Source organism: Pantoea sp. X-Soil-ISGK-259 (assembly GCF_059730705.1).
The window spans coordinates 23,681-46,071 of record NZ_AP035988.1 but is presented as its reverse complement, the minus strand read 5'-3'; the positions used below and the strand labels follow the sequence as shown (position 1 = coordinate 46,071).

Below are 22,391 nucleotides of genomic sequence, written 5' to 3'. Positions count from 1 at the left end.
GTCACTGGCCGGAGTATGCGGGGCGAGTGTCAATGAACGACCAGGGATTTATGAAGAAACAGTCAAGGTGATCTGAAATGCAGCTAAAACGTATCCTGATTATTGAAGATGATGCTGACGCGGCCGGCGTCCTTGAGGCCTATCTGAAACGTGAAAATTATGAGGTTATGATTGTCGGTGACGGACCTGGCGGGCTGGATGCCGCCAGACGCTGGCAGCCCGATCTGATCCTGCTGGATATCATGTTGCCTGGCATGAACGGCACCGAAGTGCTGGCCGCACTGCGACGTCGCGACGATACGCCGGTGATCATGGTGACGGCGATGAGCGATGCGCCGGACCGCATCGGTGCACTCCGCTATGGCGCTGATGACTATGTGGTCAAGCCCTATCATCCAGGCGAAGTCGTGGCGCGCGTGCAGGCGGTGTTGCGCCGCAGTCAGAATAGCGCGCCGGTCACCGAAATCCTGCGCTGGGCCGGTCTGGTCGTTGATCCGATCGCCCTCACAGCCGTAATTGAATGCGACAGTGGCACATCGCGCCGTCTCGATCTGACACCCACTGAATTTTCCCTGCTGGTCACCCTGATGCGCGCACCAACGCGTCCGTTTACCCGTCTGTTTCTGCTGGAGCACTGTCTGCCGGAAAGCGATGCGCTGGAGCGGGTGGTGGATACACACGTCTACAACCTGCGCCGTAAACTGGAAGCTGCAGGCATCTCTGACGTGTTACCTGCGGTGCGTAGCGTGGGTTACCGGTTCAGACAGCCATGAATAAAAACATCTACAACTCTCTGTGGCGCTGGATCTGCGTCAGGGTCATGTTTCTGGCGATTGGCAGTGTCATTCTGATCGCCTTCTGTATGTGGTTGCGCTTCGCGGTGCAGGCGTACTGGGTCTATTACCGTATGCCACCCGCACTGCTGGAGGAGTTTTCACAGCTACGGCGCCATCCTGCCAGCGACCCGGCACGCTTTCACCAGATCGTGGATCAATGGTGGGGGCTCACTTTTTCTGATCCGTCGCTGGCCTCGTCGGACTGGTTTACTGTGATTGCGCTGGTGGTCGTCACCATCCCGTTTATGGTGTTTATGGCACTGCGTTTCGCGCGCCCACTCTCCACGCAGTTCAGTCAGCTGGCGACCGCGGCGCGCGCGGTATCAAAAGGGGAATTTGGCCGAACAGCCGCAGTGGTAAAAGAAGCTCCGCAGGAGCTGGTGCGCTTTACCGAAGATTTTAATCAGATGACGCAGCAACTGGCGCGTTACGAGCGCGAGCTGCGCACCTCGCATGTGGCGATGGCACATGAACTTCGCTCACCCCTGACGGCGGCGATGGGCCGGTTGCAGGGTATTCTGGATGGCGTCTTTCCAGCGGAGCCGCAGCAACTGGCAATGATCATGAAGCAACTGACGCAGCTCAGCCGACTGATCGATGAACTGCATTTGTTGTCACTGGCGGATGCCGGTCAGCTGGTCCTGAACCGGGAACGGTTTAATCTCAGTGAGTTACTGCGCGAGCGTACGGGCTGGCTGCTGCCGCAGGCAGAACAGGCAGGTGTGACCATCAGCGTCATCGCACCAGAGGCTCTGATGCTCGATGCCGATGCATTCCGCCTGGGCCAGGTGGTGACGATCCTTTGTGAGAATGCGCTGCGCTACGCGGCGGACGGGGGTGCGTTGCTGATCTCCGCCAGCCAGAACGATCGGGCGGTTACCCTGACTTTTCGCGATTATGGTCAGGGTGTAGAGCCGGACTTTCTGCCGCAGCTGTTTGATCGCTTTACCCGAGCTGACTCCTCTCGTGCTCGCCACTCTGGCGGGAGCGGTCTGGGATTGTCGATCGCCAAAGCTATCATCGAGGCGCACGGCGGATCACTTCGCGCCACGTTACCCGCTGACGGCGGCCTGTTAATCGGGATAACGCTGCCGGGGAGATAAATTGTTCTGGCTTGACCATTTCTTGATGGTTCATGCAACGTTTCTGGACACAAGCCGGGTTCAATGAGCACAACTCATTAAAGGAACCCGGCTATGACTGATTTAATCCCGGATGCTGCCCGCCAGGTGTGGCGTCACCTTTTTAGTGTTCAGATCTTTGCACCAGCCATGTTTGTGCTGCTTGGCGTGCTCATCATGACTGGCTGCCGGGACAATAATTCTGCCCCGCCCGCTGCCCCGCCGCGACCAGTTAAAACGGTGATTGTTCCGCCGCTCGGAAGTGATGCTTCACTGGTGCTGACCGGAGAAATCCGCGCCCATGAAGAGGTCGCGCTTGCTTTCAGGCTGGATGGCCAGGTCGTGAGTCGTGCGGCTGAACTGGGCGATCGCGTCAGCGCCGGACAACCGCTTGCAGCGCTGGAAAATGATCAGTCACGTAATCAGCTCAGTAGCGCACAGGCCGATCTCGACAGCGCTCGCGCCGCCGAACGGGTCGCCGCACTTAATCTTCATCGAATGCGGCTGTTGATGCCCGGTGGCGCCATCGCCCGCAGCCAGCTTGACAGCGCCCAGGCAGACTGGCAAAGCGCGCAGTCACGCCGTCTCAGCAGCGAAGCAGCGCTAAAAAATGCCCAGGACACTCTCAGCTGGACTCAACTCACTGCACCCACCGCAGGCCGGATCACCGCCATCACGGTTCAGCCTGGCCAGGTGGTCAGCGCTGGACAAAATGTGATGACGCTGGCAGCGGGAGATGCACGCGATGCGGTGTTTGACCTGACCACACCAGCGCTTTTGCGTCCTGACGGCCAAATACCACTAAAGGTGACGCTGCTCGCCGATCCCACCGTGCAGGCCAGCGGCACGGTGCGTGACATCAGCCCACAAGCCGATCCGCAGACCCGCACGTGGCGACTGCGCATCTCGTTGATAAATCCACCTGAGGCGATGGCACCCGGTGCCACGGTCACCGTCAGCCTGCCCGATGCACAACCGCCAGTGATCGCCCTGCCCGCCAGCGCTCTGACCCGTTTCTCAGACAAACCCGCGCTGCTGGTTGTTGATGCAGCGTCACGCTTGCAGCTTCGTCCGGTAGTCCTGGCCCGCTTTAACGCGCATCAAATCTTTGTAACTGCCGGGATCCAGCCGGGCGAGCGCGTTGTGACGGCCGGCGTTAATACCCTGCAGCCCGGCGAAAAGGTCTCGCTGATGCAGGAGGCGCCATGAAAAAACCGGCTGGCTTTAACCTCTCTGGCTGGGCGCTGGCGCATCAGCAACTGGTCATCTTTTTCATGCTGCTGGTGATGGCGGCAGGTGTACTGAGCTATGAACGTCTCTCCCGCAATGAAGATCCGGCGTTTACCATCAAAACTGCCGTCATCTCGGCCCAATGGCCGGGCGCGGACGTGGACAATATGGTGCAACTGGTCACTGACGTACTGGAACAGAAGGTACAGGAGATCCCGTCGCTGGACGCCGTTGAGAGCGAAACCCGCGCCGGGCAAACGGTGATATATGTCAACCTGCGTGATGACACACCACCCTCTCAGGTGGCTGGCACCTGGTATCAGTTACGTAAAAAGATGAAAGACGTTGCCGCTTCACTGCCTCAGGGCGTGCAGGGTCCGGCAGTGAACGATGAGTTTGATGACACCTTCGGCACAATTTATGGGTTTACGGCTGATGGTTTTACCGCCAGAGAGTTGCGCGATCGGGTCGATAACCTGCGGCGAAGTCTGACGAGTCTGCCCGACATCGGAAAAACCACCCTGCTGGGTGTGCAGGAGCAGCAGGTGGTTATCGCCTTTTCCCCGCGCAAGCTAAACGGCATGGGACTCGATTTACAGCAGGTCAGCGACGCCATCAAAGCGCAGAACGACGTGGTACCCGCGGGCAGCCTGCGAACCGACCGCGAGAACATTGCGCTGCGGGTCAGTGGCACCCTGACCTCGGTCGAAAACCTGCGGGCAATTACCCTGCATATCGGAGAGCGTTTCATCCCGCTGACTGAACTGGCTACCATCACTCTTCAACCTGCCGATCCCCCGGCACCCACGTTTCGGGTTAACGGCGTTCCGGCTATCGGGCTGGCGATTTCCATGGCCCCAGGCGGCAACATGCTCGATTTCGGCAAGCAGCTTAACCAGCGCATGCAGACACTGGCCAGTCAGTTACCGCACGGCATCACCCTGACCCGCGTGGCTGACCAGTCATCCGTGGTGAAAAATGCGGTCAGCGGCTTTGTCCGGATACTGGGCGAAGCGGTCGTCATCGTGTTAGCCGTCTCTTTCGTCTCGCTGGGACTGCGTGCTGGTCTGGTGGTGGCAGCGGCCATTCCGCTGGTGCTGGCCATGACCTTTACCGGCATGTTGCTGGCGGGCATCGGCCTGCAACGAATTTCACTGGGTGCGCTGATCATTGCGCTGGGGCTGCTGGTGGATGACGCGATGATCACTGTCGAAGCGATGGTGGCGCGGCTGGAAGCAGGCGACAGTAAGTGGCAGGCCGCGACGTATGCGTTCAAAACCACCGCATTCCCTATGCTGACCGGCACGCTGGTGATGATTGCGGGTTTTATTCCGGTCGGGTTCGCTGCCTCCAGTGCCGGAGAGTACTGCTATTCGCTGTTTGTGGTGATTGCGCTTGCATTGCTTTGCTCGTGGGTGGTCGCAGTAATCTTTTCTCCACTCACCGGCTGCTGGCTGCTGTCTGTAAAGCACATAACAGCCCACCCGTCGCCGGGCGTGCTTGCGCGCACTTATCACCGACTTCTGGACGTGATTCTGCGTAACCGACTGGTGACAATGGGCGTGGCAATGGCAGTGCTGTTAGTCAGCCTTTATGCCACCACCTTTATGCAGGGTGAGTTTTTCCCGGCGTCAGACCGCCCCGAATTGCTGGTCAGCCTGACGCTGCCCGCCAATGCCGCGCAGGCCGAAACCCTGCGTCGTACCGTACAACTTGAAAAAATGCTCCAGAATGACCGGGATGTGGCGAACTTCACCAGCTACGTTGGCTCAGGTGCAATCCGCTTCTATCTACCGATGGATGTGCTGCTGGATAATGAAAACATCGCGCAGCTGGTGGTGGTGGCAAAAGATCTCACCGTGCGCGATCGGCTGCGCAGCCGGCTGGAACGAAAACTGGCAGCAGATTTTAACGATATCAGTACTCGCGTCTCACCGCTTGAGCTGGGGCCGCCGGTTGGCTGGCCACTGAAATATCGCATCACCGGTCCGGACAATGCACAGGTTCGGCAGGTCGCCGATCGGCTGGCGGCACAGCTTGCTCGCTCACCGCTGACCCGGGGTGTCAATCTCACCGCCGGAGAGCCAGAACGCGTTATCAGGCTGGCAGTAAACCAGACAGCGGCCCGCGCGGCTGGACTCTCATCAGACACGATAGCCACCGCGCTGAATACGCTGATGTCCGGCAGCGTGGTGACCACGCTGCGCGATCGCAACCGCCTGATCGATGTGGTGCTGCGCGGCGATGACAAGGCGCGCCAGGACACTGACTTGCTGGCAGGATTGATGATTACCAATGCCAGCGGACAAAAAATTCCGCTGCGGCAGGTCGCGACGCTGAACTGGGGGGTGGACGACCCGGTGATCTGGCGCCGTCAGCGGCTGGCTTACATCACCGTACAGACCGATATCGCACCCGGTCAGCGGGCTGAACAGGTTTCGCAACAGCTCGCGCCAGGTGTCGCCGCTCTGCGTGCTTCACTGCCTGCCGGATATGGTATTGAAGAAGGTGGCGTGGCGGCAGAATCAGACAAAGGCAACGGTTCTGTGTTTGCTCTGTTGCCGGTAACGATCTGCGCCATGCTGATCCTGCTGATGATTCAGCTGCAACGTTTCTCAGGCATGCTGCTGGCGCTAAGCATGGCACCGTTTGGTTTGCCAGGCATCATATCCGCAATGCTGCCTGCGGGTACTCCGCTGGGGTTTGTGGCGCTGCTGGGGATTATTGCACTGGCGGGAATCATCATCCGCAACGCCGTGATTATGATCAGTGAAGTGGATACGAACAGCCGCGCCGGACTTGCCGCTGGTGAAGCTATCCGGCAGGCCGCCCATCACCGGGCGCGTCCAATCGTGCTGACCGCGTGTGCCGCAATCCTGGGCATGATCCCTATTTCTCATCAGGTTTTCTGGGGGCCGATGGCACTGGCGATTATTGGTGGGCTGGTGAGCGGTACGCTGGTGACACTTACGGTATTGCCCGCTGCGTTAAGTCTGATGATGGAACGCCGTTCACGTTAAATCCGTTCAAAAAAAGTCCGGCGATTCTGTACCAGGAACAGCAGAATCGCCGGACGTCCTCAGTTCATCACCTCGACCAGAATCAGTGGGCACTTTCTGACTTTGCAGGCCTGACTGTAGGCCAGCGAGCAGACCGAACAAAGGTCACGCACGTCAGACTGGTACTCATACTCCATGAAATAGCGGAACTGGCCGCCTGCCGAATCTGTTCTCCAGAATCGCTGCGGCTCCAGAATTTCATCCAGTTGCCTGAATGTCAGGGCTGACGGGTTATGAAACCCGACTCTTACGCGATATATAGTCATGCACCGATTATTGGCATCCCGGCTTCGTGCCGCCAGTTGGTTATTGTTTTCATTACAATAGCTGGCGCTTATCAACCCATCTCTTAGTGTGGCGCAGGCAGTTCTGCCAGCATTGCCAGCAGATGCAGCACCGCTTTTGACGGATGAAGCCGACGCCAGGCAAAGGCCACGTCGGTAAACAGCGTGTTGTTTTCGATATCGCAGAAGCTCACGTCGGGGTTATCGACGCAGCGCATCGACTCCGGCACCAGCGCAATCCCGCAGCCGGCCGCGACCATACCCAACGACGTGGTGATTTGCGGCGCCTGCTGGAAGGTGTGGCGCGAAAAGCCCGCCCGCAGACAGGCAGTGACAATCAGCTCATACAGGCTCGGCGAGACGTCACGCGGGAAAATGATCAGGGTTTCATCCGCCAGCGCGGAGAGCGGCACAGTGGGTGTACCGCTTAAGGGATGAGAACGCGGCAGCGCAATCAGCATTTTTTCGGTGGAAATGACACGCAGATTAAACGCTTTGCTGCTTTCGCACGGCAGCCGGATAAAGGCCGCATCCAGTAATCCCTCCTGTAAATCCTGCATCAGCAACGCCATATTCTCTTCACGCGTCAGCAACGTCATCGCGGGATAACGTTCCTTAAACTTATGGATTAGCGTGAAGATGCGCGAATTAAACGCCACCGAACTGGCAAATCCCAGCGACAACTGACCGCTGATCCCGCGCGCAATGCCACGCGCGTTTTCCAGCGCCTGATCGGCCAGCTGCACAATCTGTCGGGCATCCGCCAGAAACGCTTCTCCCGCTTCAGTGAGTTCAACCCCGCGCGTCAGCCGCTTCAACAATGGCGTGCCGATCTCCTGCTCCAGCCGCAATATCTGCTGACTCAGTGGCGGCTGCGATATCCCCAGCAATTCAGCGGCTCGGGTAAAGTGAAGCGTCTCGGCTACGGCAACAAAATAACGCAGATGGCGAAGTTCCATATCAAAAACGTCTCAAAGTTAACAGGTTTCGCTATTGGACCCACCGACTGAATCGGTTCACCATTAGGTTAACACGGCTTAACGGTTAATCGACGAGGCATCAAATGAGCAATTGTGTAACTGATTGTTCCTGCGAGGATCAACTAAAACATACTGTCTTAACGCTTTCCCAGGATGCGCCAGAAAGTGTTATCTATCAGACCTCTTTAATGAGTGCGCTGCTGAGCGGCGTCTATGACGGTAATGTCCGCATTGCCGACCTGCTGCGCAAAGGGGATTTCGGCCTGGGCACCTTCAACCGGCTGGATGGCGAGATGATCGCGTTTGACAGCAAAGTCTATCAGTTGCACGCCGACGGCAGCGCGCATCCAGCCGATCCGGCGCAGAAAACTCCGTTTGCGGTCATGACCTTTTTCAAGCCGCAGCACCTGTTTGAGTTTGACCGGCCGCTGTCACGCGAGGAAATCCATCGGGTGATCGACAGCGAAATCACCTCCGATAACCAGTTCTGTGCGCTACGCATCAGCGGTCGTTTCAGCCGCGTCGATACCCGCACCGTGCCGTGCCAGTGCCGCCCGTATCGATCCATGCCGGAAGTGCTGGACGATCAGCCTACCTTTTCCTTTAGCCAGCGTGCGGGGGAACTGATTGGATTCCGCACGCCGCAATATATGCAGGGCATTAACGTTGCGGGCTATCACGAACATTTTATTACCGACGACCGCGAAGGCGGCGGCCACATTCTCGATTACGCGCTGGAACAGGGCACCCTGACCTTTGGTGCCATCAGCAAGCTGGTCGTGGATCTGCCGCAGGACAGTGACTTTCTCAATGCCGACCTGAACCCCGCCAATCTTGACGCCGCGATCCGAGCGGTAGAAAGCTAATCAGAGGAATGACGATGAAAACTTCAACCGATACCACGCTCTGGACCTGTGGCGCTGACCTGGTGGTCGCGCAACTTGAGGCACAGGGTGTCCAGCATGTCTTTGGCATCCCTGGCGCAAAGATCGATAAGGTTTTTGACTCGCTGCTGGACTCATCCATTCAGACCATACCGGTTCGCCACGAAGCTAACGCCGCGTTTATGGCCGCCGCAGTTGGCCGTCTCACCGGCAACGCGGGTGTGGCGCTGGTTACCTCAGGGCCGGGCTGCTCTAACCTGATCACCGGTATGGCTACCGCCACCAGCGAAGGTGATCCGGTGGTCGCTATCGGCGGCCAGGTGAAACGTTCCGACAGTGCAAAGCAGGTTCATCAGAGCATGGACACCGTTTCGATGTTTCGCCCGATCACCAAATATGCGGTTGAAGTGACCGATCCCTCTGCGCTTTCTGAATGCCTGTCAAATGCGTTTCGCCATGCGGAACATGGCCGCGGCGGCGGTGCCTTTATCAGCCTGCCACAGGATATTGTCGATCAGCCGGTGACCGGCAAAGCGCTGAGCAGTAAAGGCCGTCCGGTGTTAGGTGCCGCGCCAGACGCGATGATTGAGGCAGTCAGCAGGGCGATTGCCGTGGCTAAAAATCCGGTTATCCTGCTGGGATTGATGGCGAGCCAGACGGAGAACAGCGAAGCCATCGACGAGCTGCTGACCCGTAGTCATATTCCGGTCACCAGCACCTATCAGGCAGCCGGGGCCGTCAGACAGGATCACTTCTCACGTTTTGCCGGGCGTGTCGGGCTGTTTAATAACCAGGCAGGCGACCGGCTGCTGCAACAGGCTGACCTGATCATGACCATCGGCTACAGCCCGGTAGAATATGAACCGGCGATGTGGAACAGCGGCAATGCCACGTTGATTCATATCGACGTGATACCCGCAGAGACCGACAACCGCTATCTGCCCGATGCGGAGCTGGTGGGGGATATCGCGGCCACGGTGCGTAAACTGGCTGCGCGTATTACTGCGCCACGGCAACTGACTGCAGAAACTGCCTCTATTCTTGACGATCGCCAGCAGCAACGAAAATTACTGGCAATGCAGGGTGCCAGCCTCAATCAGTTTGCCCTGCATCCGCTGCGCATCGTGCGCGCCATGCAGGACATTATTAACAGCGATGTCAGCCTCACCGTTGATATGGGTAGCTTCCACATCTGGATCGCCCGCTATCTCTACAGCTTCCGCGCCCGCCAGATCATGATCTCCAATGGTCAGCAGACCATGGGCGTGGCCCTGCCGTGGGCGATTGGCGCCTGGCTGGTCGATCCGCAACGCAAAGTGGTGTCGGTTTCAGGTGATGGCGGCTTCCTGCAGTCCAGCATGGAGCTGGAAACCGCCGTCCGGTTAAAAGCAAATATTCTGCACATCGTCTGGGTTGATAACGCCTACAACATGGTGGCGATGCAGGAAGAGAAGAAATATCACCGTGTCTCTGGTGTTCATTTTGGCCCGATTGATTTTAAAGCCTACGCAGAAGCATTTGGGGCTGCGGGCTTTGCGGTGACTAGTGCAGCAGAACTGGAGCCTACGCTGCGAAAAGCGATGGATGTTCAGGGACCTGCAGTTGTGGCTGTGCCTGTTGATTACGCTGACAACCCGTTACTGATGGGCCAGCTGCATCTGAGTCAGCTTCTTTAAGTTCATGTAAAAAGGAAATCATGATGAAAAACAGAGTGGCATTTGTGACTGGCGCAGGCCAGGGCATTGGTGAAGCGATCGCCCTGCGTCTGGCGAAAGATGGACTGGCGGTCGCGGTGGCCGATTTCAATCAGGAGACCGCCCGCCAGGTCGCAGACAAGATCAACCAGTTGGGCGGAAAAGCGATAGCCCTGAAGGTCGATGTCTCGCAGCGCGATCAGGTGTTGGCCGCAGTCGAAGAGGCTCGTCTCGCACTGGGTGGTTTTGACGTCATCGTTAACAACGCAGGTATTGCGCCCTCCACGCCAATTGCGGAGATTACCGAAGCGGTGGTCGACAAGGTCTACAACGTCAATGTCAAAGGGGTGATCTGGGGTATGCAGGCCGCGATTAAAGCGTTTGCTGCAGAAGGTCACGGTGGCAAAATCATCAACGCCTGCTCCCAGGCGGGTCACGTTGGTAATCCGGAGCTGGCGGTTTACAGCTCAAGCAAGTTCGCCGTGCGCGGCCTGACACAGACCGCCGCGCGTGATCTGGCGCCTGCCGGGATCACGGTAAATGCCTTTTGCCCGGGTATTGTCAGAACGCCAATGTGGCAAGAGATCGACAGACAGATTTCCGAAGCAGCTGGAAAGCCCGCCGGTTACGGCACGGAGGAATTTGCGAAACGTATTACGCTGGGACGTCTTTCTGAACCGGAAGATGTTGCCGCCTGCGTCGCCTACCTCGCCAGTCCCGACTCCGATTACATGACTGGCCAGTCACTTTTGATTGATGGCGGCATGGTGTTTAACTGATCTGCCCTCGCCTGCTTCGTTCCGGCGCAGCAGGCTCTGCTTCTGCACCCATTAAAACATTAGTTTCTTTTATCTCAAAAACGGTTAGCCATCAGCCTGTTGACCGTTTAATCGCGCCAGACCTGCGTTTTTGTCGCCTGAGAGATTAAAGCTGCTTATTATCCTGCCGATAAAACAGAGACTCCTCTCCCTGTTCAAAGCGACCATGTTAACGATCAACCATAACGAGCCCGCCGCCATCACGAACAAAATGCGGTACAGCACTGACTCTGTTCTGGGACGAACGGTTGAAAGGTTATCATCAGGGATGCGGATTAACAGTGCGAAAGACGATGCGGCAGGTCAGGCGATTGCCAACCGCATGACGGCCAATATCAACGCCGATGCGGTGGTAGCGCGCGGCCTCAATGACGCTATCAGCTATTCCCAGACCGCCAGCGGCGGCCTGGGTAGCATTGTCGATCTGCTGATCCAGGCCCGCACGCTTTCGGTTCAGGCAGCCAACGGCACGCTATCGGATGCGGACAGGCAGAGCGTCAACGGTGCATATCAGCAGATTCTGGCAGGCATCAATGACATCGCGGATCACACCGAGATTTTCGGGCGTTATCCGCTGGCGACCAATAATCCCGATCTGCCTCCTGCGAAACTGGGTAACGTTGACCCTATCAACACGAAGTTCCCGGTTCCAGGCAAGAATTACTCTTTTACCTCCGGCGTGATCCCGCTGGCCTATATTCCGGCAGGCTCGACAGCGATAAGCATCACCATCGACTCGCTGGGTATGGATGACGATCTCCAGCTCTTTACCCGCGACGGTAAGCATCTGGTCGGTACACCGCTGGATGGCAGTGCGCCCGATTACACCTGGGCCAGCAAAGGCATCACCAATGCGGCTACCGCAGATACCCGCCTGCTGACCAGCAAAAACGGTTTTGGCAGCGGTGCGGCATATGACAGTTCGCAACTGCTCGAGGGCGGTACAAGCTGGGCGCTGGCGGGCAGCAACAGCAGCACTTATAACGGCATGAACATCACGTATAGCGGTGATGGCGATCGTTATGAAGATGTCGCCAGCGGCGATTTCAATAACGGGACCATCACCAGTAACCGGCTTGAGCGCATCACGCTGGATACTGTAAACGAAGATTTGATTGTGGTGGTGGTGGGCAATGGCTCTTTCACGGGTAATCTGACCTGGGGAAAACTGCCCGAACCTAAAGGCGTGCCTGAAACGCCGCCACATGAGAGTCGTCCTCTGGAAGTGGTCACCAGCGCAGATTATGGTCAGCCAGTGCAATCGGATACCATCCCGGCTACACCGTCAGATACCAAAACCCTGGGGCTGAACAACACAACACTGCTGAACAGTCAGGACATCTCCAGCACCATGAAAGCGCTGGAGCGCGCGCTGGCGAAGATCAGCGGCTATCAGTCGACTTATGGCGCGAAGATTAACCGTTACGAATCAAACCGTAATGTGCTGGCGCAGCAGGGCGTGGATACCTCAGCAGCTCGCAGCCGCATACAGGATGCGGACTATGCAGAAGAAGCCAGTCAGCTGGCTCGTAACCAGATTATTCAGCAGGGCCAGACTGCCGTCAGTAAAATGGCGAACAAAACACCTGAAATGATTATTCAGCTGTTAGGCAGCTAATACTTTTAACCGGCAGGGCGTCCTGCCTCAGCCGTTTTCCCTGTTTCTTCTCCATTAACATCGCCTGATTCGGCCCTCTGCTGGCCCGAAATCCCCGGTTACCCCTCGTCACGCTTTGATCCCAGTCACACAAACTCGTTTAAGATTCGTTTAAGAATGGTCGTCATCACCTTTTTTTGTTAAATAAATGCTAAATGCTGATAACAATTTAATATCACCATCCTGCGCAGGATTAACTAAAACAACAGGTTAATCGTTACCAGACTAAGTAATTACCTGAATTTTCCTGCGGTCATAAGCACTTTTCATTACTTTTACGCCATTGCGAGGGCTGTTATTTTGCTGACAATACTGGGTTTTACCATGGTTGTTTGCTTCATGTATCTGATCATGACCAAACGCATGTCAGCCTTGATTGCGCTGATTCTGATACCAACCGTATTTGCGCTGATTGGCGGTTTTTACGCGGGCCTGGGTGACATGATGCTGGACGGCGTCAAGAAGCTGGCTCCTACCGGCGTCATGCTGACTTTCTCCATTCTCTATTTTGGTCTGATGATTGATGCCGGACTGTTTGATCCGCTGGTGCGCTTTATTCTCCGGATGGTGCGCGGCGATCCCCTGAAAGTGCTGGTCGGCACGGCGGTGCTGACCCTGCTGGTTTCACTGGATGGTGACAGCTCCACGACGTATATGATCGCTATCGCCGCGTTCCTGCCGCTCTATCACCGGCTGGGTATGAATGTGCTGATGATGACCTGTCTGGTCAACCTCGCCAGCGGTATCATGAACCTCTCGCCATGGGGTGGCCCGACAGCCCGTGCCGCAGCGGCACTGCGCATTGATGCCCTCGACATCTTTATTCCGATGCTTCCGGCCATGTTGCTGGCCTGCGTTAGCCTTGTGGCCATGGCAGTGCTGTTTGGTCTTCGTGAACGTAAGCGTTTAGGCGTGATGACCATGAAAGATCACCATCTCGACAATATTGAACTGGGTCTGGGGGATGCCGAAGAGTGCGCCGCCAATCGCCGGCCAAAAATGTTCTGGCCTAACTTCATCCTGACCACTGTGCTACTGGTGCTGCTGGTGGTTGGGTTAATGCCGATTCAGATCCTGTTTATGCTGGCATTTGCGATAGCGGTGATGCTCAACTATCCCACGCTGGAAGAGCAGAAAGCGCGCATCAGCTCCCATGCCGGTAACGTTCTGGCGGTAACCGCGCTGATTTTTGCCGCCGGTATTTTCACCGGTATCCTTTCCGGCACCGGTATGGTTGATGCAATGGCGAAAAGTTTGCTGGCGGTCATCCCGCACAGCTTTGGCCCTTACCTGGCAGTATTTACCGCGCTTGTCAGCCTGCCGTTCACCTTCTTTATGTCGAATGATGCGTTTTACTTTGGCATTCTGCCCGTTATTGCTCAGACAGCGGCCAGCTATGGCATTACCGCTGAAGAGATTGCTCGCGCTTCCATTGTCGGCCAGCCATTCCACCTGCTGAGCCCGCTGGTACCGTCAGTCTACCTGCTGGTGGGTCTGGCGAAGGTCGACATCGGTGACCATCAGCGCTTTGCAATCAAGTGGGGAATTCTGGTGAGTCTGGTATTGATGGCTGGCGGTCTGCTGACCGGTGCTTTCCCGTTGTTCCACCGTTAATCCTCTGCTTTCGGGTGGATAGCCGGCAATGTTCCCGGTTATTCGCTTCCCGAACTACAACAGTCATTGTACAATGACTTGTATTGTTCATTACGGAGGTTTTATGAGAGCAATCAGTTACAGCGAAGCCAGACAGAATCTTTCTGCCACGATGGTTCAGACAGTTGAAGATAAGGCACCGGTGTTAATCACTCGCCAGAACGGCGAATCCTGCGTGCTGATGTCGCTTGATGAATATAACTCACTGGAAGAGACGGCCTATCTGCTGCGTTCGCCTAAGAATGCTCGCAGATTGATGGATGCTATCGAAAGCCTGCAAAGCGGTAAAGGGACTGACAGGGATATTATTGAGTGAAACTGACCTGGTCCGCAGAAGCCTGGGAAGATTATCTGTACTGGCAGGATACTGATAAAAAAACCGTCAAAAAGATTAACGAACTCCTTAAAGATGCCAGCAGGACGCCTTTTGAAGGCAAGGGAAAACCCGAGCCCCTGAAGCATAATCTTGCGGGATTCTGGTCCCGCAGGATTACGGCGGAACATCGACTGGTCTACGCCGTCACTGAGGAGGCATTATTAATCGCCTCATGCCGTTATCACTACTGACCAGAAGTCGCCTTCCTGACATTGACGATCAACCGAGTGATTCGGTACAGGAAGCATCACACGGTTCCTGCACCCAGACACGGCCCCCATCCCGCAACAGATCGCTATGCCACCCGATTAATCCGGATCGCCTGCCCTCTTTTTCAGCTGCGCCGAAAGCCAGGGAGCTGTCAGACTTTCTGCAGAGAGACTCACCTCTTCCGGTAAGCCGGATGAAACAATCTTTCCTCCCCTGAGCCCCGAGCCGGGCCCCAGATCAATCACCCAGTCCGCTTCAGCCACAATGCGCATAGTATGTTCCGCCATAATCACCGTGTGGCCGCGCTTTACCAGTTCATCGAGCACAATCAGCAGCTTATCCATATCAGACGGGTGCAAACCAGTCGATGGTTCATCAAGCAGATAGAGTGTAGGCGTACGCTGTAAACGCTGCAGTTCCCAGGCGAGTTTGATGCGCTGGCACTCGCCGCCAGACAACTCAGTGGCGGGTTGACCCAGCGTCAGATATCCCAGTCCCAGTGACGTCAAAGCTTTTAACGAACGCTGAATACCGTCATACGCGTGAAAGAGCGCAGTGGCGTCGTCCACGGTCAGAGCAAGCACATCCGCAATCGTCAGGTTGTTCCACTTCACTTCCAGCGTGTCGGGATTATAACGGCCTCCCGCACAGACTGAGCAGGTTGCGGTGGCGCTGGGCATAAACAGCAGCTCAATTGAAATCTGCCCCTGCCCTTCACATGCAGGACAGCGTCCGGCGGGTAAATTGAATGAGAAACGGCTGGCACTGAAGCCTTTGGCTTTCGCTGCAGGGGTTTCTGCAAACAACCTGCGGATAATGTCGAAAAATCCGGTGTAAGTGGCCAGATTTGATCGAGGCGTTCTGCCAATAGGACGCTGATCGATTCTCACCAGTCGGCCGATGGCGTCACTTCCGCTCACCACCTGTCCTCTGACGTCTGCCACCAGATCCTCTTCCTCGCCCTCGTCGCTGTCAGCGATTTTATCAAAACGTCCGAGCATTTCCGGGAGCACGCGATTCAACAGTGTTGATTTACCGGAACCAGAAACCCCGGTGACAGCTGTCATTCTTGCCAGCGGAATAGCGATATCCATTGCGGAAATATTGTTGCAATGGACCTGCTCAAACCTGAGCCAGCTCTCTGCAGGCCGGCGCTGGCGCAGTCCGGTATAGCTCCGCGAGAAGAGATAGTCAGACGTGGGTGAAGCGATGTTTTTAAGTCCTGCGGGTTCGCCGTTATAAACGATCTCACCGCCATGCGTTCCCGGACCCGGGCCAACCTCAATGAGCCAGTTAGCCTCGGCGATGAGGTCCATATTATGTTCGACAACCACCAGCGAATTACCGGCGCGCACCAGGTTTTTCAGGGAAGTGAGCAGCGCTTTAACATCATCGGGATGCAGGCCGGCAGAAGGCTCATCCAGTACGTAAAGCACGCCAAACAATCGTGATATCAACTGGGTTGCCAGACGCACGCGCTGCAACTCGCCGGATGAGAGCTGGGTGGTCCGGCGGCCCGGTGCCAGATGGCCCAGCCCCAGCGTGTCCAGTTGCTGAAGCCGCATACTGATATCACACGTCATCCGGATAACCGCCTCCCGCAGGGCAGCCTCTACAGGCAGGTTGGATGAGGTGCCATCAGCATAAGGCTTCAGCAGTTCTGCGAGCGCCGAGACAGAAAGCTCACTCAGGCTGGCAATGTCATAACCCGCAAAGGTGACGGATAAGGCATCCCGATTCAGTCTTTTACCGTGGCACGCTGAACAGGGCGTGACCGTGACATAACGGGCAAGCCGTTTCTTCGTCGTCTCACTGCCACCCGAATAACTCTGTAGTACGATTTTTGCGGCACTGGTGTAGGTCCCGGTATAAGCGGGCTCTTCACCCGCAGCCAACGCTTCTTCACGTTGTTCAGCATTCAGACCGATAAAAATCGGCACCGAAGGCTGTTCGTCCGTCAGCAATATCCACTGCTGGTCACGGGATGAAAGCGTATGCCAGGGCGCATCGACATCGTAACCGAGTGTCTCAAGGATGCTTCGCAGATTTTTGTTATGCCAGCCTCGGGGCCATGACGCGATGGCGCCCTGGCGGATACTCAGTGAGTCATCCGGCACCATTGAGTCGGTTTTGACGGTGTGTACGCTTCCCAGTCCCTGGCAATGCGGACAGGCTCCTTCTGGATTGTTAGGCGAGAAATAATCGGCGGTCATAAAAGGTACACCGTCGGGTCGTGCACCTGCCCGGGAAAACAGCAGACGCAGCGTAACGGAAATTCGGGTGAGGCTGCCCACCGTTGAGCGCTCCTGAGCACCCGCCCGGCTCTGTTGCAGAGCCACCGCAGGCGGAAGTCCATCAATATTATCTACATCCGGTGCCGCGGCCTGATCGATCAGTCTGCGGGCATGGGGCGAAACCGACTCAATAAACCGGCGCTGGGCTTCTGCGTAAAGCGTATCAAAGGCAAGTGACGATTTACCGGAACCTGACACGCCGGTAAACACCACCATGGCGTTGCGGGGAAACCGAAACGAGACATCTTTAAGATTATGCGTTCTTGCACCCTGTACCGAAACATAAGGGTCGATATGCTCATCAGCGCGGTTACGTTCAGCATTGCGTTGGTCTGTCATGATTTCCCTGTTTAAAAATGCATGGCAGCCTGACATTCGCCTGCCATTAATGATTGAAACATTTCAGATGCTCATCGGGTCTTCAGGCTATCCGGCCCGTTTGAGAATTGAAGCAACAGCAAGGGTAGTCACGGATTTCTATCTTCACAACGCAACAGGTCGTTGAATGACTCCTGATAAATTCTGCTACGCACTCCTGAATCAGTACATCCCGACCATTTACTACCTGAACCTAATAGTCTGAACCAGAGGCGAAATAGTGCATGACTTTGGTAAATAGAAGTAAAGAGAAGTAAACATAATTTTGCTGATCAGGTGCTGATGCAGGTCTTTAATGAAACCGTGATTTAAAAAACAATCGTTATTTAAATATGAACCCCATACATCTTGTTAGCATTTCCCTCGATAATTTAACGGCAGACTTTAGCTGAGCACCACTGGTTTATTTTACCTATTCAGAACTCATTATTTCCCGCAAACCAAAATAATCATTCAATCAAATGCCAAAAATTAAAGAGATCAATATATTCAATTAGTTAAAAGGTAACCATCTGATTTCCCATTGGTGATAACTATGGATGATTTGATTTAAAATCACTTTACCTATCAATCGCGTTAGCCGACCTCCGTTGACTATCACTCCCCGAAATATAAAGATGTTTCACATCGGGCAAGACGGATATCAATATTAAATTAAGAAAAGTTTATCTCGTCAGCATTAAGGATTCATTGAATGCGGACAGACCTTATCATTTCTGAAAATGTCTGCGATGAATATCCTGATGAAATCGATTTTATCTGGATGTATGGGAAAGTTAATCAGCGCATCGGATCAAATGATAATGGAAATGAAAATGGTTACTTTTACAGATCTGAGCGCCTGATGACCGATGTTGAAGGTGCATTCCTTGATGATACAGGAATATTAAACCATTAATCAGCAGATGTTATATTATGAATATTCAATTACATAACAGCGCTTAATTATCGCTGAAAAATTCACCGACAGCGGTGGCGCTTACTATATTACTGGCTCCTTCAGTAACGCTTATTGCCAATGACCAAATTTAAATTCAGCAAAAAAATTGAGCACCAGTTCATGCTGATTAAAATTATCGCTTACACCTATGAGCCTCAGCAGCAAAATAGCCAGAAATTGAATAAAAACGCACTTATCAAAATCAGAATGAAATTTTAATTATATATACCAGGTGATAGATAGCGTCATTATCAGATTTTTTAATTTTCATTAAACAGAGACTATATCTCTGAGCTTATCTAAACTCAAAATGTGAGGTGTTCACTATGCGTAAAAACATTCTTTTATTATCAACGTTTTTATTTTTATTTAACGTATCAGCCGGTGCGATGGCTTCATGAATGCTCAGCCACCGGACTGAGCATTCATGAAGCGGAAAAATCCCTCGCGAAAAAAGCGGAAGCAAAAGGGGTTAACTATAAAATAATCGGCGCACACTATGGTAATTATGTGTATCTGATTGCCAAAACGGAGCCGTAATTTTCAGTAATGGTTAATAGCTAAAACGACTTACCGGCTGTGAAGTATATAAAAGTGATATTTCAGTGCCGGTTTCTTAACACACTTCATAAAAGGATAGATTATGAAAAAAAGTATGTTGCTTTTACTGACTGCTTTCTCAGTCAATGCTTTTGCACAGACTACGCAGGATTGTGTAAAAACGGATCAACAAGAGATTGCAGGATTATTTGACCGCTGGAACAACTCTCTGCAGACCGGCGATGCCCACAAAGTCGCTGAAAACTATCTGAGCGATGCGGTTCTTCTGCCCACCCTCTCAAACAAAGTAAGAAAGAGTGATGCGGAGCATGTGGATTATTTTGAGCATTTTCTGGAGAAAAAACCTGTCGGTAAAATTGAGAGCCGGACCATTCGCACCGGTTGCAACAAGGCAACCGACAGCGGGGTCTATACCTTTACCTTTGCAGATAAGTCTTCAGTAAAAGCGCGCTACACCTTTACCTATGTCTGGGATGGGAAAGCGTGGAAAATCTCGTCGCATCACTCCTCCGCAATGCCGGAAGGCTGAATCTTTGCTGATGCTCAGGCCGGCCTGAGAGATAACTAAAGCGGTAATGGCTTCTTATTACAGCCAGTCAGGCTGGATGTTCAGTGACCCTGCCCGGTGCCCTTTCTCATTCAGGTAAAGGCACCGGGCAAGTGACGCAGGGAATGTCTTAGTGACTGACGAGGATAAAAGGTGATGCTCAGCGCACTGGTCAGCCTTTTTGCGAAACGAAAGTGCGCTTTACTAATCAATCAGTTTGCCTTTGTCCAGTTGAACCGCGCCCGTTTCCCGGAGCTTCTTCAATACCCGTGATGCCGTGCTTTTGGATAAAAAAGTGCTATTGGTCAGAAAGTAAAGCACTGAAAATCGCTTTTTTATATGACACGGAAACGCACTCCACCGGCTGATTGCATTAGTGACCTGCACTTCCGAATTGGCATAATGTGACTGAAGGCAGTTCAGCAGATCGGTGTGATAGCTTGACATGATTTTCATAACGTCCGGAAACAGCCCTTTATGGTTTACGAGGCTCCAGAACTGGTTATATTCAATGCTGTAGATTTTTCCGTAGTCGACTTTCTCAATGAATATCGGCGGTGCTTCCAGTGCCGGCATGGCGCCGATGACAAACGGCCCCGTAATGATATTGATGATTTTATTTCCATTTTTTGAACGGATAATAAAATCCCCTTCCTTAATCAGGTATACCTTTCTCTCCTGACCAGTGAAAAAATCGAAGAACTGCTTCCCCCGTGAAAGTCGATCGAATCTTGCCGGTTTAATGTAAGGCTCCATATTATGGATGATATTAAGATGACTTTCCGCAACATGCCTGGACATAAAAAACTTCCTTTTGATTGCTCCTTAACGAATGAAGATAGTATTTAAAAATAATTCAGCTTATGTATAAGCTGGAAATAAAAATAGTCTCAAATGCATACGCTTGTATATATGACTGATTTGTTTTTAGTCACGCCCTGATTTCGTAAACTTCACAAGATTTTAACTTGCTGGCTCGTATGCTACTTATGTGAATAACAATACAGCACTAATCTATTTTTCATATCCACAACCTTTAAAAGAAAAAATTGTGTCGTGATTATCATGTAGAAAAAAACCTTTAATCCAGGCTTAGGGGATGGCAGTTAATAACAAGATCAAACTGCAATATGAATCACTGTATTCGTGTCTTGAGAGGGTGCGTCTTTTAAAGAGGAATTCTTAAAACCATGACATCACCTATCTTTTACGCTTCAGCTGCGGCAAACCGGGCTGGCAATGCCCGACCCGATAAACCGCTGTAATCGTATTTACTCAAAATGTTGCATCCACCGTCATGGCATTACGGTTTTTTGAATTTGTCTTCAACCTTCTCTTTCGCTTCCGCGATTTTATCCCCAGTTTTTTCTGTAAAGCTGTCTTTATGAGCTGGCCCACTTCCTGGTGTTACCGGACGGGTGTTGTAGCCATGGTCAGCGCGAGCCTGACCCGTGCTCTCAACCAGCGGATCGGTCGCAGTGTGATTGCCGGTCACCGGGTCTGCACTTAACGGATCTCTGCTGGCATGGTCAATATCTACTTCCTGACGGCGTACAGAATCATTAATGGTTTCGACACGATCGCTGGCCTCTTTACGCAGCACCACTTCTTCAATAATTTCCGCGGTCTTATTAATGACAGGCTGCTCATGCGACTCTTCCACTTCAACCGTTTTTTCAGACCAATCGACATTGCCCGGTGAGCCTGTTCCGCTGACCGGACGACGGAAGATTTCGGCATGTTGCTCACGCAGCGAAATATTTTCTGATACGGGTTCCGTGACAGTGTAGCGACGAACGCGGGTTGAGCCTTCACTGACCAGACGTTTGCCTACTTCCAGACGTTCTTCTGCCAGCCGCAGCACGTCTTCGTTACTTTCATCACCGGTTAATGGAGTACGACCCGCGACACGATGAGCCGGTTCAGTATGAAGTGGTTCAACTGCTGCGCTATCCTGAAACGTTCCGCTAGCGGGTGCAGTCAGGCCATCATTTGTTACGTCGTCGTCAGGTAACGCAGCACGACGTTCTGTCAGTTCTTCATGCGCATCAAGGATACCTAACGCTCGCGGTAGCTCATCTTCATCCGCCCGAAGCGACAGCACTACACCGCCAGTACGCATCGCGTCTTCATAGACTTCGGCCTGATCTTCTTCCAGCGTATTGCCAAACAGGCGCTGCCAGAAACCAGGGTGACGGGCTTCGTGTCCTTCAGTACGCAAGCGATCGCCGGAAATGATGTCAATGTCATCATCCAGGAAACCGGCCTTAATCAGGTTACGCTTTGCACCCTCAGCCAGTGAGAGACTGCTGAACATTGTGACGATTGTTTCACGTGCCATGTTGTGTTCCTCGATGATGGATTTGGACGGCTCTGAGTGGGATGTTCGGGTCAGATAAGCGTGCTGTTTACGCAGGGTGACGATCTCTTCTGTCTCTTCCATGCTGACAACCTTGCGGATATGCCACTCCTCTTTCAGCACCAGATGACGAACAATCTCGATTTCCTCTTCGACGATTGGAATGATCAGCACACCATTCTCTTCACGGATCTCCGGCATCGCCGTCAGCCGCTCCGACTTAGTAATGCGGTCAATCTCCGCTGTCTGATGCCGGAGCATCAGCGCAATTTTTTGCTGATGCTCAGTGACCTGTCGGGTAACTCTGACATGGCCATCAGTGACCCGCTGTCTGGAAATCTCAATGACTTCTTCCGCCAGTCTTATTACCTGGTCGTTACCCTCTGACCCTGGTTCTTCAGGAGGTTGATTGTTCATGGTTAACCTGCCTGTGATACAGAGCGATCATTTGTACTTTTCCTGACCTTGAGCATAAGTGACTGCTTTCCGGCTGATTAAAGCCTGGCACAA

The 22,391-nt window shown here is 53.6% G+C and carries 18 protein-coding genes; 13 read left to right on the top strand and 5 right to left on the bottom strand.

The window, feature by feature from the left end:
* Positions 1 to 77: 77 nt before the first annotated feature.
* From AC6I77_RS21825 to AC6I77_RS21810, 4 genes are all read left to right on the top strand, one after another.
* Positions 78 to 773, top strand: coding sequence for a response regulator (locus tag AC6I77_RS21825; RefSeq protein ID WP_008926808.1), 696 nt, complete (start codon positions 78 to 80; stop codon positions 771 to 773).
* Positions 770 to 1,939: a sensor histidine kinase gene (locus tag AC6I77_RS21820; protein ID WP_008926807.1), complete on the top strand. Its 1,170-nt coding sequence runs from the start codon at positions 770 to 772 to the stop codon at positions 1,937 to 1,939. The genes AC6I77_RS21825 and AC6I77_RS21820 overlap by 4 nt, the downstream gene beginning before the upstream one ends.
* Before the next feature lie 93 nt (positions 1,940 to 2,032).
* Positions 2,033 to 3,166: an efflux RND transporter periplasmic adaptor subunit gene (locus AC6I77_RS21815; RefSeq protein ID WP_497817361.1), complete on the top strand. Its 1,134-nt coding sequence runs from the start codon at positions 2,033 to 2,035 to the stop codon at positions 3,164 to 3,166.
* Positions 3,163 to 6,207, top strand: coding sequence for an efflux RND transporter permease subunit (locus AC6I77_RS21810; RefSeq protein ID WP_140915803.1), 3,045 nt, complete (start codon positions 3,163 to 3,165; stop codon positions 6,205 to 6,207). The genes AC6I77_RS21815 and AC6I77_RS21810 overlap by 4 nt, the downstream gene beginning before the upstream one ends.
* Positions 6,208 to 6,266: 59 nt before the next feature.
* Here AC6I77_RS21810 and AC6I77_RS21805 read toward each other — a convergent pair whose 3' ends face one another.
* Together AC6I77_RS21805 and AC6I77_RS21800 are read right to left on the bottom strand one after the other, a co-directional pair.
* On the bottom strand, positions 6,267 to 6,512 hold the full coding sequence (locus AC6I77_RS21805) for a hypothetical protein (protein WP_003850587.1): 246 nt from the start codon (positions 6,510 to 6,512) through the stop codon (positions 6,267 to 6,269).
* Between the two features lie 83 nt (positions 6,513 to 6,595).
* Positions 6,596 to 7,489, bottom strand: a complete 894-nt coding sequence (locus AC6I77_RS21800) for a LysR family transcriptional regulator (RefSeq protein ID WP_003850589.1) — start codon at positions 7,487 to 7,489, stop codon at positions 6,596 to 6,598.
* Positions 7,490 to 7,593: 104 nt separating this feature from the next.
* On the opposite strand from AC6I77_RS21800, the gene budA reads away from it, so the two are divergent.
* The 7 genes from budA (at position 7,594) to AC6I77_RS21765 (ending at position 14,783) form a co-directional block, all read left to right on the top strand.
* Positions 7,594 to 8,376 carry an acetolactate decarboxylase gene (budA, locus tag AC6I77_RS21795; RefSeq protein ID WP_105100083.1) on the top strand — a complete coding sequence of 261 codons (783 nt, stop codon included), beginning with the start codon at positions 7,594 to 7,596 and terminating at the stop codon, positions 8,374 to 8,376.
* A gap of 14 nt (positions 8,377 to 8,390) precedes the next feature.
* Positions 8,391 to 10,070, top strand: a complete 1,680-nt coding sequence (gene alsS / locus AC6I77_RS21790) for an acetolactate synthase AlsS (RefSeq protein ID WP_110412147.1) — start codon at positions 8,391 to 8,393, stop codon at positions 10,068 to 10,070.
* 23 nt (positions 10,071 to 10,093) lie between these two features.
* Entirely contained in the window at positions 10,094 to 10,867 is a 774-nt protein-coding gene (locus tag AC6I77_RS21785) for a (S)-acetoin forming diacetyl reductase (RefSeq protein WP_003850595.1), read from the top strand.
* Positions 10,868 to 11,072: 205 nt separating this feature from the next.
* Positions 11,073 to 12,524 (top strand): flagellin N-terminal helical domain-containing protein, encoded by a 1,452-nt coding sequence (locus tag AC6I77_RS21780; protein ID WP_071778552.1) that lies wholly within the window; start codon positions 11,073 to 11,075, stop codon positions 12,522 to 12,524.
* A gap of 339 nt (positions 12,525 to 12,863) precedes the next feature.
* Positions 12,864 to 14,177 carry a CitMHS family transporter gene (locus tag AC6I77_RS21775; protein WP_033762133.1) on the top strand — a complete coding sequence of 438 codons (1,314 nt, stop codon included), beginning with the start codon at positions 12,864 to 12,866 and terminating at the stop codon, positions 14,175 to 14,177.
* 103 nt (positions 14,178 to 14,280) lie between these two features.
* Positions 14,281 to 14,532: a YoeB-YefM toxin-antitoxin system antitoxin YefM gene (yefM, locus tag AC6I77_RS21770; RefSeq protein ID WP_003850602.1), complete on the top strand. Its 252-nt coding sequence runs from the start codon at positions 14,281 to 14,283 to the stop codon at positions 14,530 to 14,532.
* On the top strand, positions 14,529 to 14,783 hold the full coding sequence (locus AC6I77_RS21765) for a Txe/YoeB family addiction module toxin (protein WP_003850603.1): 255 nt from the start codon (positions 14,529 to 14,531) through the stop codon (positions 14,781 to 14,783). Before yefM ends, AC6I77_RS21765 begins: the two co-directional genes overlap by 4 nt.
* Positions 14,784 to 14,900: 117 nt before the next feature.
* Here the strand turns inward: AC6I77_RS21765 and AC6I77_RS21760 are convergent, their stop codons facing one another.
* Positions 14,901 to 17,435: an excinuclease ABC subunit UvrA gene (locus AC6I77_RS21760; protein ID WP_497817360.1), complete on the bottom strand. Its 2,535-nt coding sequence runs from the start codon at positions 17,433 to 17,435 to the stop codon at positions 14,901 to 14,903.
* Between the two features lie 733 nt (positions 17,436 to 18,168).
* On the opposite strand from AC6I77_RS21760, the gene AC6I77_RS21755 reads away from it, so the two are divergent.
* Together AC6I77_RS21755 and AC6I77_RS21750 are read left to right on the top strand one after the other, a co-directional pair.
* On the top strand, positions 18,169 to 18,372 hold the full coding sequence (locus AC6I77_RS21755) for a hypothetical protein (RefSeq protein ID WP_497817359.1): 204 nt from the start codon (positions 18,169 to 18,171) through the stop codon (positions 18,370 to 18,372).
* Positions 18,373 to 19,057: 685 nt separating this feature from the next.
* On the top strand, positions 19,058 to 19,504 hold the full coding sequence (locus AC6I77_RS21750; RefSeq protein WP_497817358.1) for an SgcJ/EcaC family oxidoreductase: 447 nt from the start codon (positions 19,058 to 19,060) through the stop codon (positions 19,502 to 19,504).
* Positions 19,505 to 19,726: 222 nt separating this feature from the next.
* On the opposite strand, the gene AC6I77_RS21745 is transcribed toward AC6I77_RS21750, so the two are convergent.
* Positions 19,727 to 20,323: a cyclic nucleotide-binding domain-containing protein gene (locus AC6I77_RS21745; RefSeq protein ID WP_497817357.1), complete on the bottom strand. Its 597-nt coding sequence runs from the start codon at positions 20,321 to 20,323 to the stop codon at positions 19,727 to 19,729.
* 502 nt (positions 20,324 to 20,825) lie between these two features.
* A complete protein-coding gene (locus tag AC6I77_RS21740; protein WP_033762136.1) occupies positions 20,826 to 22,298 on the bottom strand; it encodes a DUF2382 domain-containing protein in 1,473 nt (490 codons plus the stop codon).
* Positions 22,299 to 22,391: the final 93 nt, after the last annotated feature.

Bases quoted from the DNA above. Each gene is read 5' to 3' on its own strand.
- AC6I77_RS21825 (WP_008926808.1), top strand. From the start codon at position 78: ATGCAGCTAAAACGTATCCTGATTATTGAAGATGATGCTGACGCGGCC.
- AC6I77_RS21820 (WP_008926807.1), top strand. From the start codon at position 770: ATGAATAAAAACATCTACAACTCTCTGTGGCGCTGGATCTGCGTCAGG.
- AC6I77_RS21815 (WP_497817361.1), top strand. From the start codon at position 2,033: ATGACTGATTTAATCCCGGATGCTGCCCGCCAGGTGTGGCGTCACCTT.
- AC6I77_RS21810 (WP_140915803.1), top strand. From the start codon at position 3,163: ATGAAAAAACCGGCTGGCTTTAACCTCTCTGGCTGGGCGCTGGCGCAT.
- AC6I77_RS21805 (WP_003850587.1), bottom strand. From the start codon at position 6,512: ATGACTATATATCGCGTAAGAGTCGGGTTTCATAACCCGTCAGCCCTG.
- AC6I77_RS21800 (WP_003850589.1), bottom strand. From the start codon at position 7,489: ATGGAACTTCGCCATCTGCGTTATTTTGTTGCCGTAGCCGAGACGCTT.
- budA (WP_105100083.1), top strand. From the start codon at position 7,594: ATGAGCAATTGTGTAACTGATTGTTCCTGCGAGGATCAACTAAAACAT.
- alsS (WP_110412147.1), top strand. From the start codon at position 8,391: ATGAAAACTTCAACCGATACCACGCTCTGGACCTGTGGCGCTGACCTG.
- AC6I77_RS21785 (WP_003850595.1), top strand. From the start codon at position 10,094: ATGAAAAACAGAGTGGCATTTGTGACTGGCGCAGGCCAGGGCATTGGT.
- AC6I77_RS21780 (WP_071778552.1), top strand. From the start codon at position 11,073: ATGTTAACGATCAACCATAACGAGCCCGCCGCCATCACGAACAAAATG.
- yefM (WP_003850602.1), top strand. From the start codon at position 14,281: ATGAGAGCAATCAGTTACAGCGAAGCCAGACAGAATCTTTCTGCCACG.
- AC6I77_RS21760 (WP_497817360.1), bottom strand. From the start codon at position 17,435: ATGACAGACCAACGCAATGCTGAACGTAACCGCGCTGATGAGCATATC.
- AC6I77_RS21755 (WP_497817359.1), top strand. From the start codon at position 18,169: ATGCGGACAGACCTTATCATTTCTGAAAATGTCTGCGATGAATATCCT.
- AC6I77_RS21750 (WP_497817358.1), top strand. From the start codon at position 19,058: ATGAAAAAAAGTATGTTGCTTTTACTGACTGCTTTCTCAGTCAATGCT.
- AC6I77_RS21745 (WP_497817357.1), bottom strand. From the start codon at position 20,323: ATGTCCAGGCATGTTGCGGAAAGTCATCTTAATATCATCCATAATATG.
- AC6I77_RS21740 (WP_033762136.1), bottom strand. From the start codon at position 22,298: ATGAACAATCAACCTCCTGAAGAACCAGGGTCAGAGGGTAACGACCAG.